Below are 15,489 nucleotides of genomic sequence, written 5' to 3'. Positions count from 1 at the left end.
ATTCGGATGCAACACGCTATCTGTCGGATGTTGTTGTCCATTGCCATGTATGCAGCGGTTGCAGCTTCTGCGCCAGCCCCCGACGCTCCAACTCCAGCAGATGAGCGAGCATCTCCCCCATAGCGAACCGGAACTGATGCACCGTCAATCGCTCCAACGAGCCGAACCAAGTGCAGCACAGTTCATAGGCTGTGCGGGGCTCTGTCAAGGAAGCGGCGATCCCGGCGAGACGCTCTTCGTGATGGCGCAGCAGTTCCTCGATGCGAGAGGAATAGTGACTGAACGGATGGCGATGACCCGGCAGCGCCAGATTGACTTTCAGTTGCAACAGCCGCTTAAGTCCCGTCATGTAAGAATAAAGCGGCTCTGGATCGCTTCCTGGCATAAAGCTTACATTCGGAGAAATTTGCGGCAGCACATGATCCCCGGCGACCAGAATACCGCTTGCTTTGTCATAGAAGCTCATATGCCCGGGAGCGTGGCCGTGAGTCTCAATCGTGTTCCAACTACGGCCGCCAAAGGCAACTTTTTGATCGTCTCGAATAAAGCTGACTTGCGGAAGCGGAGACACAAGCGGAATGAAGCTGTCCATATGTTCGCCTATGGCCTGCACGACCTCATCAGGCGCGCCGTGCTCTTCAAATAACAGCTGCATGGCGGACGCCATCGTCTGGGAAGAATCCCACAGCATCTGCGCATGACGCCACCCCGTCTCCGACAGCCATACCGGCGCGCCGAATTGCCGCTGCAGTTCGCCCGCTATGCCTAGATGATCGGGATGATAATGGGTAAGAACGATTTGCGCCACATCGTCGCTGTTGATGTGCAGCTGGGCAAATACCTCTTCCCATGTCCGTTCCGCCTGCTCCGTCCGCAAACCCGGATCGACGATCGTCCACCCTTCCTCCCCTTCCAGCAAATAAGCGTTGACCCATCGCAGGGAGAACGGCAGCGGAACTTTGACTTGAATGATATGCTCGGCGGCGTAATCCAACTTCACCGTCATTTCTCGGCCTCCGTCCGTTTATTTATGTACCGGCCGGTCAGGGTCTATGCCCGACCATAATCATCCGCGCCGCCTGCTGTTCAGCGTAAGGCGTGCCGTCATAGCCTCCGTATACGGCATCCAATTGAAGCCCTGCTTCCCTCATCATGGCTTCGAAATCCGGAAGCTCATACAGACGGACGCGCTCTTCATATTGCCGCTCGTCGTTCGTCACCATATCGGTTAACGTAATGTCCTTCTTCACGAATCCGGCTTCAATCCGGCGGCGTTCCTGAATGAGGGTTCCTTCGGCTTCACGCTTCGACTGCGGCACCAAATGGTGCTTAACGTAGGACGGATTCAGGAAATCTACAATATATCGTCCCTGCGGCTTCAATACGCGGAATATTTGTTGAAATACCCGTGCATTGTCATCGTTATCTGTAAAATATCCGAATGAAGTAAATAAGTTCACCACTGCATCATAAGGACCATCCACCGGAAGTTCACGCATATCACCGCGTATGAATGTAACCTTTCCTTCTGCATCATGTTCCACGGCCTCGTGCAGCAGCACCTCCGATAAGTCTATGCCTGTCACCTGATAGCCGGCATCGGCGAGCGCAAGCGCGTGTCTGCCCATTCCGCAGCATAAATCCAATACGGTCGCAGAGGACGGCAGCATAAGCCAATCCATCATGCGGTGGACTTCCTCGGTTGCCCCTTGAAAATCCCGATGCTTATATACAAGTAAATAGTCACGACCGAAGCTCCGTTCGTACCATTCTGCCATTGTTATCACCTCAAATTGTCTATTATTACATTGTAACGTTTGCACTCAGGTTTGCATAGCGAAAAGCTGACCTCAGTTGTTTACACTAAGTCAGCTTTTGCTATCAATGAGCGGATACTCATGGATTCCATCCGAGGCATAGACATGAACCTGGGCAGTAGCATATAACTCCAATCTGCCCACCGGCGTATATATTTCCTCAAGGCTCTGACCGCTGTAGCGATATTTCAGCAATAAATACAGAACAAGTCATACATCCAATCGTTCCCAGGGAACGAGCCATTCCAATAGTAAAGTTAGCAAAATGCCCATCAGCAATCCGTTCGATACGAGCGGCCGCACTAACGCAGGGATTTGCACCCATGCCTCATTCGGAATCGTCATCCAAGCAAGCCCGACAAAAATAGGCAGAGCCACCCGATAAATGGTACGGGCACTGAATCGTATTCCTTCCAAATGGCGCAGCGCAGAGCCAAACATGCTCAAGTAGGCAACAAAAAGCACGGCATTGCCTACCGTCAGCGGCATAGAAGCAAACCATTGCGCCACTGGAGGAAACACACCGAACAGTGCAAATGCACAAGCTCCTATCATAAATGGGCGTCGTTCAGTAATGCGCGTCGACTGGAGAAATCCGATAGAAGACGCATACGTAGCAAAAGGGACCAAGCTAAATATGCCGCTCAAAATATACATAAAGCCCGTTACGGTAAAAGAACCCTTATATTGGCATACGGTCGTCGGCCGGCCGTACAATTCTTCCGCCGCTTTCAGCGTAGCCACAGTATTGGACAGACTGAGCAGCCCGGTTATGAAGGACATGAGTATGATGCCTGCATTCAACTGATGGAGATCGGGCTCCCCCCAGACGAAGGGGCGCCATGCAAATCCGGAAGCAGCCGGCACCGTTTCCGCTGCAGGAAAGAGCACGACGTAAGCGGCCCATCCTACGACAATGCCGATAAGAATCGAGAAATTGCGTGCGAATCCTCGGCCCCGAATATTGAGCCATAACGTAAGCGCGACAATCGCAATGGACAAACCTGCAACGGCAGGGTCAATGGTCCCGCTGTCATTCAGCCCGAGCATCCCTTTAGCAAAAATGAACACTAATTGGGCACCTAACAGCGTAAGCACGACGAACATGACGAATGAATTGAACCAACGCTGCAGTATGCTTCCGAAGCCGAGCAATCCCAGGACAATGACCGCAGCCCCGGACAACATGACGCCGACAGCAAGTGAGCCGCCCAGTTCCGGCAAGGATAGACCCATCGATGGCGCCGAAGCGCACAGACTGATGATGACGCCCCACCATAAGCCAGCCTGTCCTTCCATGAGCGCCAAGCGGTGCCCCAACCAGCCTTGCAGCAAGCAAGCCGCTCCCGTCAAAAGAAACGCTCGCTGCATCGTATATGCAATCTCCTCCGGCGGAAGCTGGAACGCATGGCCAATCGTCAAAGGAATGACGATCGTGTTCGTAAACATAAAAAAGAGCCACTGCACAGCGGCCAATCCCGTGCGCGCTCCTTTCAATGAAGATGTCATATCTGTTCATCCCCCTGATGAAATTCAACTTATCATCTATCCTAGTGTTGTCCGCTGCAATGATCAATCTTTAATTTTCTGAATGATGGGGAGAGTGGAGCAATGGATGAAACAGACATACCTTCTTCGGGAAAAGAAACGTGATGAGGTTCAGAGCAATAAAAAACCGACACACGTCATCGCTGACGCATATCGGTCCATGTGATTGATGCTTCAAAACGCGCCTTTGCGCCTAGCCTTTTAACCCGCCCATGCTGATGCCAGCCGTCATTTGACGCTGCAGGAGCGAGTAAGCGGCGATTGTCGGCACCATGACGATGACGAGGCCTGCGAAGAGCGCCCCCCAATCGGTGGAGAACCGCTGTACTTCCATCAAATAGACAAGGCCTAGCTGTAGCGTACGTTTCGTCTCCGTCGTAATGAACGACAACGCCATAATATATTCGTTCCAGGCCGCCATAAAGTTAAAAATGATAACCGTGATAAGGGATGACTTGGCCATCGGTCCGATAATTTGGAACAAAATCTTCGTGTTCGAGCAACCGTCAATCGAGGCCGCTTCTTCATATTCTTTTGGAATGCTGGACATAAATCCGATTAATAGAAATATCGTGTACGGAATGTTCACAGACGCGTATACGATAATCAATCCCCACAAGCTGTCCAGCAAGTGGATTTTGCCGAGCAGCAGAAATAACGGCACAATCATAAAGGCAGAAGGAATAAATAATGCCGACATATAGGCGTTGCGCAGCCAGTGCATCGCTCTCGACTTAGAGCGTGCAATAGCGTAAGCAGCCATGAAGGATACGAACACACACAGTGTGACCGATATAACCGTCACGAATACGGAGTTCATGAAGTAATGGCCAATGCTCGCCTTCTCAAACGCATTCACATAGTTCGCAAATGAAATGCTGCTAGGCAGCGACCACGGATTTTCATAAAATTCTTCTGTCGTCTTAAACGAGGTGGTGACCGTCCAGAACAATGGATAGAGCACCGCTAAACTGTACAAGAGCAATAGGATACGGACGGGAAGGTTGCCCATAAATTTCCCGAATGAGAACTTGTTCCGCATCGTAGCACCCCTCCTAATATTCCACTGCGTCCCGCCCCATCAGCCTGTCGCTGATGAAGGATAACGTCAGGGAAATGAATAACATAAACACGCCGACCGCCATTGCATAACCGAAGTTCCCGTTCTGGAACGCCTGCTTGTACATATAGGTCATCAAGATCTCCGATGATCCGTCCGGCCCGCCGTCAGTCATGACTTGAATGTAGACAAAGCTCTGGTTGAACACTTGAATAAAGAAGAAAATAATCGTAATCCGCAAAATGCCCCAAATAAGCGGGACCGTCATATGGGTAAACTGCTTCCACTCGCTGGCGCCGTCGATAACGGCCGCTTCATATATATCGTTCGGAATCCCTTGGATAGCCGCGATATAAATGATCATATAGTAACCGATTGCCTGCCACACCATAGGAAAAATAAGTGCCCACAGAACGGTAGATTTCTCACCTAACCAAGCATGTATCCATGAATTCAGGCCGGCTGCTTCCAGGAAGGAATTAAGGATGCCGAATGTCGGATGATAAATGAACGATTTGCCATCGCTGTGCGGCGCCGCGTAATTTAATATGCCGTCTACCATTTTATCCTTGAGTGGCGCCGACTCTCCTGCAAGTGTGGAGTCGAACACGTCGTTCAATTCCAGCAATGCTTTCTCTTTAATCATCGTCTGGACAGTGCCTGTGTTGTCAGTCATCGGTGCATAAATAAAATCCGGTGGATTGCCTGCAACGATTTGCGGCTTAATGATATCCATAATTTTCGGGTTGGACGTCATATTTACTTTAACCCCTTGATATTCTTGTTCGAAGCGGCTGATCACTTCTTCCCAATAAGCTCGGCCGAAGCCGCCTTCAAATACGGCAATATTCAGCTCTTTGTTTTCAAAATCCGGTTTACCTTCTTCGTCTTTCGATGTTTGCGTCGTGGTTTCGCCGCCTTTTGTCGTCTCTTCGGCTGCCGGCTTGGAGTTGCGCACCCGGCAAACATCGTGGCTACCAACGTGAGTATGCATAACATTATCCATGTTCGCTTCATGTTGTATGACCTCCACTTTTTAAAATGTAATTGCTTACATTTCTATCGTAACGGAAACAGCTGAGCTGCAACATAGAGCAAATTTGGAACTACCTAGATTATTTTTACTTTTTGAACTCGCACTTGTGGACCGATAAACGCAAAAAAAGTTCGTTTGCCATAACAAACGAACTAATCATCAAATGCTACACATTCTCTAGAACCTCTTTAAAATAGTAAAAGGCGCCCTTGCAGGCGCCCCATTTGTTCCCGATACTAGTTTAATTTTTCAAGCGGCTTCGCGTTGCCATACGCAGGATAAGAACGTGTTGAAGGCTTAGCCCAATTCACCGCATTATAAATGACGCGGCGAACCTGTTCATTGTAATACGTCGGATACGTTTCATGACCTGGACGGAAATAGAAGACTTTGCCCATCCCTCGATGGTAGCAGCATCCGCTGCGGAATACTTCTCCACCGGTGAACCAGCTTACGAACACTAGCTCGTCCGGCTCAGGAATATCAAAGTGTTCTCCGTACATCTCTTCTTGTTCCAGCTCAATATACTCCCCAATGCCTTCTGCTATTGGATGCCCCGGAGAGACGACCCATAAACGCTCTTTGTCGTTTGCTTCGCGCCATTTCAAGTCACAGCCCGTACCCATGAGCTTCTTGAATATTTTGGAGAAGTGACCAGAGTGCAGAACGATAAGTCCCATTCCTTGCAGCACACGTTGATATACGCGTTCTACAATCGTCTCTTCAACCTCGTTATGCGCCATATGGCCCCACCAGAGCAGGACATCCGTTGCGTTCAACACCTCTTCGGTTAAGCCATGCTCCGGCATATCCAATGTGGCGTAACGTACGTGAAATTCTGATTCCAAACCTTCTCCAATGGCACCGTGAATTCCATTCGGATAGATTTCAGCGACCTTCGGGTTCTTATGTTCATGGCGGTGTTCGTTCCAAATCGTGACATTGAGTTGTTTAGTCATCGGTGTCTGTCTCCTCTCACATTCCCCGTTTTCTCTTCAGCAATTATATGGCGTGAAGAGAAGCGGGGGCGTTGCCTCTATATGAACCTGTGTGGGATATTACACCCACCACATCTCGCCGAGCGGCTCTTTCATCAAAATCGGTTGCAAGTTCTGCACTGCTTTCGTGAAGCCTTCGTCGATCGACATCAAACCGTCTTCATGCTCAATGCTTACGACATAATCGTAACCTACCAGGCGAAGTGCGCTAATAATATCAGCCCACGTCTTCATATCATGTCCATAGCCGACCGTGCGGAACTGCCATGCGCGATCCAACATCATCGAGTACGACTGCATATCCGTAATGCCGTGCTTGTTCACATTGATCGGATCAATCGTCGTATCCTTAGCATGGAAGTGATAGATCGCGTTCTCTTGTCCGAGAATACGAACCGCCTGCACCGGATCGATACCTTGCCACCACATATGGCTCGGATCGAGGTTGGCGCCGACGGCTTCCCCAACCGCCTCGCGCAAGCGAAGCATCGTGCCAGGGGAATGAACGGAGAATCCACCGTGCAGCTCAAGGCCAATCTTGAGTCCGCGCTCAGTGGCATACGCACCAACTTCTGTCCAATATGGAATTACCTTTTCTTTCCATTGCCAATCCAATATTTCTTGATACTCGTTTGGCCAAGGCGCAACTGGCCAGTTCGGATATTTCGCTCCCTCATGATCCCCTGGACAGCCAGAGAATCCATTTACGATAGGAACTTCCAGCTTCGCCGCCAAGTCTAGCGTCGCCATGAAGTCCTCATGGAATTGCTTGGCAATCTCTTTCTGCGGATGAAGTGGATTGCCGTGGCAGCTCAATGCGCTGATCATCAAGCCACGGGATTCCACAGCTTGCTTGAACGCCTTTATTTTGCTGTCGTCAGCGAGCAGTTCGTGCGGGTTGCAATGATTGTTGCCGGGATAGCCTCCAGTACCGATCTCGACTGCCTCCACGCCTTTGGCTGCAATCGTATCCAATGCTTCTTCTAGCGGTAATTGTCCATACAATACTGTAAATACACCTAATTTCATTGCTAGACCTCCTTCGGTAGATCAGCCCTATCCGGGATGAATGCATACTGTCTGTCTCTTTTATTCGAAATAAATCGCTTTGCCCGTGCGAGCCGACTCATAAATCGCTTCTAAAATTTCAGAGACGACGCATGCTTGCTCTGCTGTCACAACCGGTGTCTTATCTTGCTCAATCGCGTCGATCCATAGGCGCATTTCCAAATCTGGAGCGTTTTCTGTTTCACCGTCATAAAAATCAACGCCGCCTGAGTCGAGTTCGATCTTCTGCTGATACAGACGACTATGCTTTTCACCATTAATGTTCAGCCCGTTCACCATATCCGCTCCGCCTTCGGTTCCGCATAGCGTGCACTTCGCTTCGCCGACCTGCGTCGTGTTGAGCGCCCAGCTGGATTCCAGCATAATGGTCGCGCCGTTCTTCATTACGACCATGCCGAACGCCGAATCCTCGACCGTAAATTTCTCTGGATCCCATGGACCCCATGCATTGGCTGCTTGCTCACGGCTGCTGAGCTTATGATAGGCTGTGCCAAGAACGACCTTCGGCTCGTAATTGTCCATCATCCACAGCGTCAGATCAAGCGCGTGCGTTCCGATATCGATGAGCGGGCCTCCGCCTTGCTTCTCTTCATCCAAGAACACGCCCCAAGTCGGAACGGCACGGCGGCGAATCGCGTGAGCCTTCGCATAGTAGATATCTCCGAATGTTTCGTCTTCGCACAGCTGCTTCAAATACTGACTATCGGAGCGGAAGCGGTTGTTGTAGCCGACGGTCAACTTCTTGCCTGAACGCTTCGCAGCTTCCACCATGCGACGCGCGTCTACCGCCGTCTTCGCCATCGGCTTCTCGCACATGACGTGCTTATCGCTTTCCAACGCTGCAATCGAGATTTCCGCGTGGGAATCGTTCGGCGTACATACGTGTACAATATCAATGCTGCTGTCTTGCAGCAATTCTTTATAATCACTATATACTTTGGAATTTTCATTACCGTATTTGGCTTTCGCTTCTTCAGCGCGTTCTACCACGATATCGCAAAATGCAACCATTTCGATGTTATTCAATTTGGACAAGCTAGGCAAATGCTTGCCGTTGGCGATGCCGCCGCATCCGATAATCGCAATTTTATAAACGTTAGACATTATTAGTTTCCTCCTCAAAATCGACAATATTATTGTGGGTTCATCGTTTTACGTTATGGTCATGACTTGATGGACATGACCATAACGAAGATGTGCAAATGTGCCAATTACTTGCCCAAGTTGCTCTTAATCCATTGACGGCTGTTCTCAACGCTTGCCAAGCTGGGGCGTTGGCATTCATCCTGTTCAACGATAAGCCATTCAGCTCCGGCATCCTTCGACGCTTGCGCGATGGCCATCAAATCCAATTCACCAAGACCCAGCTCTACGGTCAACGGCTTGCCCTCTTCTGTACGCTTCAAATCCTTGAAGTGCACGAGCGGGATACGTCCTTTATATTGGGCGATTACGCTGAGCGGGTCATATCCGCCATACTGTACCCAGCATACGTCAAGCTCTGTAAAGAGCTTCTCCACAGGGAGCTGCTGGAGCAGCGTGTCGAACATCGTCTCCTCACCCAGCTTGGTCGTAAATTCGAAATCGTGGTTGTGGTAGCCCAGCTTAATGTTATGCTCCGCAAGACGCTCTGCCGCACGTGCGAAATGTGCTGCTGTCTCTTGAAGAGCCGGCAGCGTATTGTAGCGTGACTCGCCCAATCCGGGGCAAATGACGTGACGGTTGCCGATTGCCACGTTCATCTCGATCTGTTCATCCAAATGATCGATCAGCTGCTCGATGCTGACGTGGGATCCGGCGGCTTGCAAATTCAACCGTTCCAGCGTCGCAGCCAGTTCCTGCGGCTGCAATCCGCCGTAACCAGCGAATTCAACTCCGTCATAGCCCATTGCCGCTACTTTTTCCAGAGTGCCGACGAAATCCTTAGCAGTCTCGTCCCTTACGGTGTATAACTGTAATCCAATCTTCATCTGTTCCACCTCTTTTTTATATGAAAAATAACGAATAAACAACATTTTTTCGCCTGATTGAAAAGGTTTTCAATGAACTGCCTTCATTGTGCCACAATGCCTCCCTAGTGTGAATGAAGGATATCCTTTTAAGATGAACTATCTTGCTATATTTGCTATAATTATTGTAAATCAAAACCGATTGCGACAGGAGGAAACAATGTCCCCATCGATTGAAACAGATAAAGACTTCACTTTGATGTTCTCAGGATACGCCCGGCACAGCAAACCCATGAGCATGGTTATTCCAGAGCTGAAGCACTATCTTGTACGAATCCAGCTTGAAGGCAGCGCCCACGTATGGCTTGAAGATCGCTTCGAAGCGTTCAAACCCGGAGATATGCTGCTGCTCGCGCCCGGACAATACTACGATTTGCAGATAGGCTACCGCAATCCGGGCACATTGGATCCGCTCCCTAAGGTGCACAGCCTTGACTATTATTTCATTATCAATGGTCCTTGGATCGCTTCCTGGTGGAACAAGCGGGAGCGTCCCGGCAAAGCAGTGCTTGGCATCGATGACCGGCTGTTATCGCTATGGCGGGATATTATGCAAGAGCAGCGTCTGTTCGGCAGCAACAACATGAACGATATTGTCAGACATCTGACCTTCGCCTTCTACCATATGCTGGACCGCACGCTGACGGAGCGCTCCCATCCTTCGTTCCAAAATATGAAACGAAGCACACAGCTGGCGCATCAGATGAAGCATTATATCGAAATGAACGCAACTGAGGCATTCACGCTGAATGAAGTGGCGGAAGCAGTGCAGCTAAGCATATCGCGCGCGTCTCATATATTTAAAGAGACGTTTCATCAATCCGTAATGGATTATGCGATACATGTCCGGTTGACTATGGCTTGTGAACGGATACTGCATGGCTATATGCCGCTGGAGCAAATTGCAGAAATGTGCGGCTTTCAAAGCTATTCTTATTTTCATCGCACATTCAAAAACCGCTTGGGCCTATCCCCGCGTCAATTCCGCGAGCAGCGTCAATTAGGGCAATAGTAATCGCATCGTTGAGCGGGCGTTGCAGCAAGTGTGATAATTTGTGGTGTTTTTCACTTTCAGCTTGTAATACGGCCGCTTATTTACTATGATTAAAGTGCATTGAAATAATTTTCATCAATATGGTTAAAATAATTAAAATTATTTTCATCAAATCCAACCGTAAGAGGATGATTTTATTGTCCAGTATATTGCATGCGATTCGGCAGCAAGCGCACGACTTTCATCCCCAGGAACGCAAGGTAGCCGATTACATTTTGCAATTTCCGGGCAATGTAGTGTCGATGGGCATCACGGAGCTTGCCGAACAATCGGGAACGTCCGCCGCTACGGTGACCAGATTTTGCAAATCGCTTCATTTTCGCGGATACCCCGATTTCAAGACAAAGCTTGCAGCGGATTTGGCTCAACAGACAACACCGTTATCCTACCAAGATATTATTGCAGGTAATCCCCTGCGAGATATTATTTCAGCTATTGAGTCCAATCACATCCGTTCTATATCGGATACGACACGGCTACTGGATATTGTCACCTTGGAACGTACGCTGCTTGCATTCCAGCAAGCGCGGCAAATCGATCTATATGGCATGGCGACTTCAGGCATCGTAGCGATGGATTTCTATCAAAAGCTCATTCGCATTGGGAAGCGGGCCACTTGTTTCCCCGACCCTCATATGCAAATCACTTCTGCTGCGAACCTTACCGAAGAAGACGTTGCCTTTGCCATTTCCTATTCCGGGGAAACGCCGGAGACGATTGAAGCTCTGCAGTGTGCGAAGGAACGCGGCGCTACGACCATTTCCTTAACGAAGGTCGGCGTCAATCGGCTCGCCTCACTAGCAGACATCTCTATTTGCGCTTCTTCCTTAGAAGAAGGCATTCGACGCGGCGACATGGCATCGCGCATCGCGCAGCTTCACATTATCGACATTTTGTTTGCGGGCATGGTCAGCGAGCAATTCGACGAGCACATCCCCAAGCTGGAGCAATCGTATCGTATGGTACGCAAGTACCGTAAAGATAAAGGGAGGTAACAATCACATGAATCTGTTAACTTTTCAAACGAATGAAGAATTGAATCAAATCGGGGCAAGCATTATCGCAAGCCTTGTCCAGACGAAGCAGAATACGGTTCTAGGTCTCGCTACCGGCAGCAGCCCGATTGGTATTTATCAAGAATTAATCCGCTTAAATGAAAAAGGCTACGTGAGCTTCAAAAACGTTCGTTCTTTCAACCTGGATGAATATGTCGGTCTTCCTGCAGGTCATCCGGAAACGTACTTATCCTTTATGAATAAGCAGTTATTCGATCATATCGATATTAATAAAGAAAATACGCGCGTACCGAATGGCAACGCGGAGAACCTAGAGCAAGAATGCAAGCTATACGATGAAATGCTGGCTGACGCTTCAATTGATTTGCAAGTGTTAGGCATCGGGCATAACGGTCATATCGGGTTCAACGAGCCCGATCAGAACTTGCACGGCGGTACCCATATTGTTACCCTAAAAGAAGAGACTCGCCAAGCGAACGCGCGTTTCTTCGATTCCATTGACGAAGTGCCCAAGCAAGCGGTCACGATGGGTGTCGGATCTATTTTGAAAGCTAAAATGATTATGCTCGTCGTTCGTGGCGCAGATAAAGCAGACATCGTACACCGTGCATTAACGGGCCCGATTACAACGGAAGTTCCGGCATCGCTCTTGCAAACGCACCCGAACGTCGTCGTATTGCTCGACAAGGAGGCGGCTAAATATTTCCATGGCTAATTCAACATTTACCCTCACCAATGCGCGTGTCGTTACACCGAACGGCACACTGTGCGACGGTGTTGTCCGTGTCGAAGACGGAAACATCGCCTTTATCGGCAAGTGGACCGAGTTAACGGAAGCTCAGCAGCAGGATTGGGCTCCTGAAGCGATCGACGCTCAAGGCGGCTGGGTGCTTCCAGGATTTATTGATTTGCACGTGCACGGCGGCTTCGGATCGGACTTTATGGAGGCGACTAGCGAAGCGTACGATGCCATTACGAAATATCATATGGAGCACGGCACGACTGCTATGCTCGCGACGTCGATGACGCAATCCCGCGATGCGCTTGACCGGGTCATGGTTGCAGTAGATGGCTATATGAAGCAAGGCATGAACTATACGCAACTGGCTGGCATTCATTTGGAAGGACCGTTCGTGAACCCGAAATATAAAGGGGCTCAGAACGCTGATTTCATGATTGACCCGCAAATCGACTGGTTCGAAGATTGGCATACGCGCTTCCCAGGTCTTATGAAGCAAGTCAGTCTGGCGCCTGAGCGCAACAATGCGCTCGCAGCCATCCGCTGGCTGCGAGCACACGCCGTGAACGCAGCGGCTGCACATACTGCTGCCACATACGATGAAGTGACTCGCGCGGCGAACGCGGGGTTGAATCAGGCAGTGCACACGTTCAACGCGATGACGCCGATTCACCATCGCGATCCGGGTGTAGCCGGCGCGGTGCTGACCGATGATCGCATTACAGCAGAGATCATTGCCGATGGTATCCACGTGCATCCGGCCTGCATCAAGATGCTGGCGCGTACCAAGGCACCGGGCAAGCTCGTCATCATTACTGATGCGATGTCTGCTGCAGGCATGCCAGACGGCCAGTACGATTTGGGCGGCTTGGCTGTTACCATGCGGAATGGCGTATGCCGTCTGACCGAGGGCGATTCGCTAGCAGGCAGCACACTGACAATGATTCAGGCTGTTAAAAATATGGTGAGCTTTGTAGGACTGACTATCCCTGAAGTATCCCAACTCGCGAGCACGAACCCTGCCAAGCAGATTGGCATCGATCACGTAACCGGCAGCATTGAAGTCGGCAAGCAGGCGGATCTCGTCTGGACCGACGTGGACTTGAACATTCAACGCGTATGGGTTAAAGGCAGCACTCATATGTAACGATTGCAGATAGGCAGAAGCGCTTCTCCGAGAGAGGCGCTTTTCTTTTTATACAGTTAAAAAAATAAAGCGTAATTCCAACAACGTTACGCTGTTAGTCCTACGCTTGAATTTATTCGGTTCAAGTCGTCCGAACTTGCTCATCAAAGAACCTCCTATCACATGATCCGTTGTAGGATATGGTCAAGAAGGCTAAAATTGTCAGGGCGATGGGCTAATTGTTAGATTTTTAACTCCCCAAGCTTGATTAGCTCGACTACCGCTTGCGAACGACCCTTTACGTTCAATTTTTGCATTACATTCGAAATGTGATTTCGGACCGTTTTTTCGCTAATAAATAATTGTTGTGCAATATCACGGGTCGTTTTGTCCTGAACAAGTAATTCAAAGACTTCGCGTTCACGATTAGTCAGCAGGAACTTGCTTTTGTGATCGCTACCCTTCAAGTGTCACCCCTCCTTGCCCAAATTTTTGTAATATAACAAGGTTAAGGGATACAGTCAAAGTTATACTATGAAGGGCGATTACACTTGGTGCGGTGCTTCGTAAAAATGGGCTTCGCCTTCCCCAAAAACAAGGCAGCATACATAAAACAATCCCGGTTGAATCACGTTAACGACAGACTTCTTCTTTTCTTTTATGTAAATGCAGGGCTTGTCTCTCTGCTGCACGCATAACGCATACTTGTTGCGGAGAGATCAAGTGTCCTGCATCGTAGCCTTGACGTATTATCTTCCTGGAGCCATGTTGTTCAACCGAGTCGGCTGTCCTGTAGGGTTAGCGCCGGCATTCGTCGGGAAGATGCGGTAAATCATTTCTTGGAATTCATTAGCAAACCCGGTAAGCGGCTGTCCGTTTGCTGCATAATTATTATAATAATTCATCCGATCAACGAAATCCGGATTGGAAGAAACATACACATTGTTACAATTTGGCGCTTCTTTTTTTACCATATTGCCGATTTTTTCTTTCAAATCAGTAGGGACATCGCTAGCGCTCGTCGAACGTGTCCCATAAGAGCCAGCATGAGAACCATGCTTGCTTGTCCCATGAGTACCCATTTGAGATCCGTGCTTGCTTGTTCCATGAGTACCCATTTGAGATCCGTGCTTGCTTGTTCCATAAGTACGGCCATCTTGGCGATGAGTACTCATTCCAGAGATTTTGCCTTTCGGTGCCTTTGTTGTATGTTCCGTTGTAACCGCAACGTAAGCATTGTTATTCGTCACCACTACGTTTGCCGATTTCACGCCTTTAATTGTTGCAATCTTATTGGCGATCTTTTGGCTCATTTCCAATTTGCTGTTCGCGGAATGCATACCATAGCGTCCGCCACTCATGTCGTAATTACGACCATGCATGCCATCATAATTACGGCTATGCATGCCATCATAGTTACGACCGTGCATGCCATCATAGCTACGACCGTGCATGCCGTCATAGCTACGACCGTGCATGCCGTCATAGCTACGACCGTGACCGTACATGCCGTCGTAATTACCGTGCGTTCCGTACGTTCCGCTTAAATTGTTATCTAGAGTGTTCGTACGGTAACCGTTTCCGGTAAAATTCGTATTATAGCGGTTGGCATTAAAGCGGTAATCCCCGTCAAGCGGTCGAACACCATCCGTGGAACGGTACATGTTATTCGGGCGGGCACTCTTGGTGGTTACATTATCCCGAGTCGTACAACCTGTCATACCCATCGTCATCACGAGCGCAGCCGTCATCGTCAGCAAAGCCACCTTCAATCGCATCGAATTTCCTCCTTGTATAGTTGAATGGGGGGTGTCACAACACATAGCATGCGCTGACGAGAGGATGTTATGCCGATATGTTTTTCCCGCTCTTCCACTCCTTGCAGTGGAATGGGTTGGAAATTGCCGCCTCTGCACAATCCTTTGTTGACAATTTTTAGCTGCCACTATAATATTAGAGCATCGCACTTTAGTACCAGGTGCTAATTGAAATGCTGCATTTACTCATACACTTTTTGA

At 49.3% G+C, this 15,489-nt stretch carries 15 protein-coding genes; 4 read left to right on the top strand and 11 right to left on the bottom strand.

Annotated features, from left to right (window positions below; all coding sequences use genetic code 11):
• Window positions 1–16 precede the first annotated feature (16 nt).
• The 9 genes from M3650_RS10745 to M3650_RS10705 all read right to left on the bottom strand — a co-directional run bounded on the left by M3650_RS10745 (window position 17) and on the right by M3650_RS10705 (window position 9,497).
• Window positions 17–1,006: an MBL fold metallo-hydrolase gene (locus M3650_RS10745; RefSeq protein ID WP_251574594.1), complete on the bottom strand. Its 990-nt coding sequence runs from the start codon at window positions 1,004–1,006 to the stop codon at window positions 17–19.
• Window positions 1,007–1,043: 37 nt separating this feature from the next.
• The gene (locus tag M3650_RS10740) at window positions 1,044–1,778 is read right to left on the bottom strand and encodes a class I SAM-dependent methyltransferase (RefSeq protein ID WP_019422418.1); all 735 of its coding nucleotides are present in this window, start codon (window positions 1,776–1,778) and stop codon (window positions 1,044–1,046) included.
• A gap of 249 nt (window positions 1,779–2,027) precedes the next feature.
• Window positions 2,028–3,326 carry a uracil/xanthine transporter gene (locus M3650_RS10735; protein ID WP_251574592.1) on the bottom strand — a complete coding sequence of 433 codons (1,299 nt, stop codon included), beginning with the start codon at window positions 3,324–3,326 and terminating at the stop codon, window positions 2,028–2,030.
• A 232-nt stretch (window positions 3,327–3,558) separates the two neighbouring features.
• Window positions 3,559–4,407 (bottom strand): carbohydrate ABC transporter permease, encoded by an 849-nt coding sequence (locus M3650_RS10730; protein WP_251574590.1) that lies wholly within the window; start codon window positions 4,405–4,407, stop codon window positions 3,559–3,561.
• 13 nt (window positions 4,408–4,420) lie between these two features.
• Window positions 4,421–5,431 carry an extracellular solute-binding protein gene (locus M3650_RS10725; RefSeq protein ID WP_251574589.1) on the bottom strand — a complete coding sequence of 337 codons (1,011 nt, stop codon included), beginning with the start codon at window positions 5,429–5,431 and terminating at the stop codon, window positions 4,421–4,423.
• A gap of 266 nt (window positions 5,432–5,697) precedes the next feature.
• Window positions 5,698–6,420 (bottom strand): ThuA domain-containing protein, encoded by a 723-nt coding sequence (locus M3650_RS10720; protein WP_019422423.1) that lies wholly within the window; start codon window positions 6,418–6,420, stop codon window positions 5,698–5,700.
• Window positions 6,421–6,519: 99 nt separating this feature from the next.
• Window positions 6,520–7,488 carry a sugar phosphate isomerase/epimerase family protein gene (locus M3650_RS10715; RefSeq protein WP_251574588.1) on the bottom strand — a complete coding sequence of 323 codons (969 nt, stop codon included), beginning with the start codon at window positions 7,486–7,488 and terminating at the stop codon, window positions 6,520–6,522.
• 60 nt (window positions 7,489–7,548) lie between these two features.
• Window positions 7,549–8,631, bottom strand: a complete 1,083-nt coding sequence (locus M3650_RS10710; RefSeq protein ID WP_019422425.1) for a Gfo/Idh/MocA family protein — start codon at window positions 8,629–8,631, stop codon at window positions 7,549–7,551.
• A 107-nt stretch (window positions 8,632–8,738) separates the two neighbouring features.
• Window positions 8,739–9,497: a sugar phosphate isomerase/epimerase family protein gene (locus tag M3650_RS10705; RefSeq protein WP_251574587.1), complete on the bottom strand. Its 759-nt coding sequence runs from the start codon at window positions 9,495–9,497 to the stop codon at window positions 8,739–8,741.
• Between the two features lie 199 nt (window positions 9,498–9,696).
• Here M3650_RS10705 and M3650_RS10700 point away from each other — a divergent pair, with 199 nt between their 5' ends.
• The 4 genes from M3650_RS10700 to nagA all read left to right on the top strand — a co-directional run bounded on the left by M3650_RS10700 (window position 9,697) and on the right by nagA (window position 13,492).
• Window positions 9,697–10,548, top strand: a complete 852-nt coding sequence (locus M3650_RS10700) for a helix-turn-helix transcriptional regulator (protein ID WP_233696987.1) — start codon at window positions 9,697–9,699, stop codon at window positions 10,546–10,548.
• Between the two features lie 179 nt (window positions 10,549–10,727).
• A complete protein-coding gene (locus M3650_RS10695) occupies window positions 10,728–11,585 on the top strand; it encodes a MurR/RpiR family transcriptional regulator (protein WP_019422428.1) in 858 nt (285 codons plus the stop codon).
• Window positions 11,586–11,592: 7 nt separating this feature from the next.
• Complete coding sequence (nagB, locus tag M3650_RS10690; protein WP_251574585.1) at window positions 11,593–12,321, top strand: glucosamine-6-phosphate deaminase; 729 nt, start codon at window positions 11,593–11,595, stop codon at window positions 12,319–12,321.
• Window positions 12,314–13,492, top strand: a complete 1,179-nt coding sequence (gene nagA / locus M3650_RS10685; RefSeq protein ID WP_251574583.1) for an N-acetylglucosamine-6-phosphate deacetylase — start codon at window positions 12,314–12,316, stop codon at window positions 13,490–13,492. The genes nagB and nagA overlap by 8 nt, the downstream gene beginning before the upstream one ends.
• Window positions 13,493–13,713: 221 nt before the next feature.
• On the opposite strand, the gene M3650_RS10680 is transcribed toward nagA, so the two are convergent.
• Window positions 13,714–13,938, bottom strand: a complete 225-nt coding sequence (locus M3650_RS10680) for a helix-turn-helix domain-containing protein (protein WP_019422432.1) — start codon at window positions 13,936–13,938, stop codon at window positions 13,714–13,716.
• 282 nt (window positions 13,939–14,220) lie between these two features.
• Window positions 14,221–15,249, bottom strand: a complete 1,029-nt coding sequence (locus tag M3650_RS10675; RefSeq protein WP_251574581.1) for a YhcN/YlaJ family sporulation lipoprotein — start codon at window positions 15,247–15,249, stop codon at window positions 14,221–14,223.
• Window positions 15,250–15,489: the final 240 nt, after the last annotated feature.

Source organism: Paenibacillus sp. MER TA 81-3, from assembly GCF_023713585.1.
In the GTDB taxonomy this organism is placed as follows: domain Bacteria; phylum Bacillota; class Bacilli; order Paenibacillales; family Paenibacillaceae; genus Paenibacillus_B; species Paenibacillus_B profundus.
This window is presented reverse-complemented; position numbering and strand designations above follow the sequence as displayed.

Coding starts and splice junctions, on each gene's coding strand:
- M3650_RS10745 (WP_251574594.1), bottom strand. CDS start 1,006: ATGACGGTGAAGTTGGATTACGCCGCCGAGCATATCATTCAAGTCAAA.
- M3650_RS10740 (WP_019422418.1), bottom strand. CDS start 1,778: ATGGCAGAATGGTACGAACGGAGCTTCGGTCGTGACTATTTACTTGTA.
- M3650_RS10735 (WP_251574592.1), bottom strand. CDS start 3,326: ATGACATCTTCATTGAAAGGAGCGCGCACGGGATTGGCCGCTGTGCAG.
- M3650_RS10730 (WP_251574590.1), bottom strand. CDS start 4,407: ATGCGGAACAAGTTCTCATTCGGGAAATTTATGGGCAACCTTCCCGTC.
- M3650_RS10725 (WP_251574589.1), bottom strand. CDS start 5,431: ATGGATAATGTTATGCATACTCACGTTGGTAGCCACGATGTTTGCCGG.
- M3650_RS10720 (WP_019422423.1), bottom strand. CDS start 6,420: ATGACTAAACAACTCAATGTCACGATTTGGAACGAACACCGCCATGAA.
- M3650_RS10715 (WP_251574588.1), bottom strand. CDS start 7,488: ATGAAATTAGGTGTATTTACAGTATTGTATGGACAATTACCGCTAGAA.
- M3650_RS10710 (WP_019422425.1), bottom strand. CDS start 8,631: ATGTCTAACGTTTATAAAATTGCGATTATCGGATGCGGCGGCATCGCC.
- M3650_RS10705 (WP_251574587.1), bottom strand. CDS start 9,497: ATGAAGATTGGATTACAGTTATACACCGTAAGGGACGAGACTGCTAAG.
- M3650_RS10700 (WP_233696987.1), top strand. CDS start 9,697: ATGTCCCCATCGATTGAAACAGATAAAGACTTCACTTTGATGTTCTCA.
- nagB (WP_251574585.1), top strand. CDS start 11,593: ATGAATCTGTTAACTTTTCAAACGAATGAAGAATTGAATCAAATCGGG.
- nagA (WP_251574583.1), top strand. CDS start 12,314: ATGGCTAATTCAACATTTACCCTCACCAATGCGCGTGTCGTTACACCG.
- M3650_RS10675 (WP_251574581.1), bottom strand. CDS start 15,249: ATGCGATTGAAGGTGGCTTTGCTGACGATGACGGCTGCGCTCGTGATG.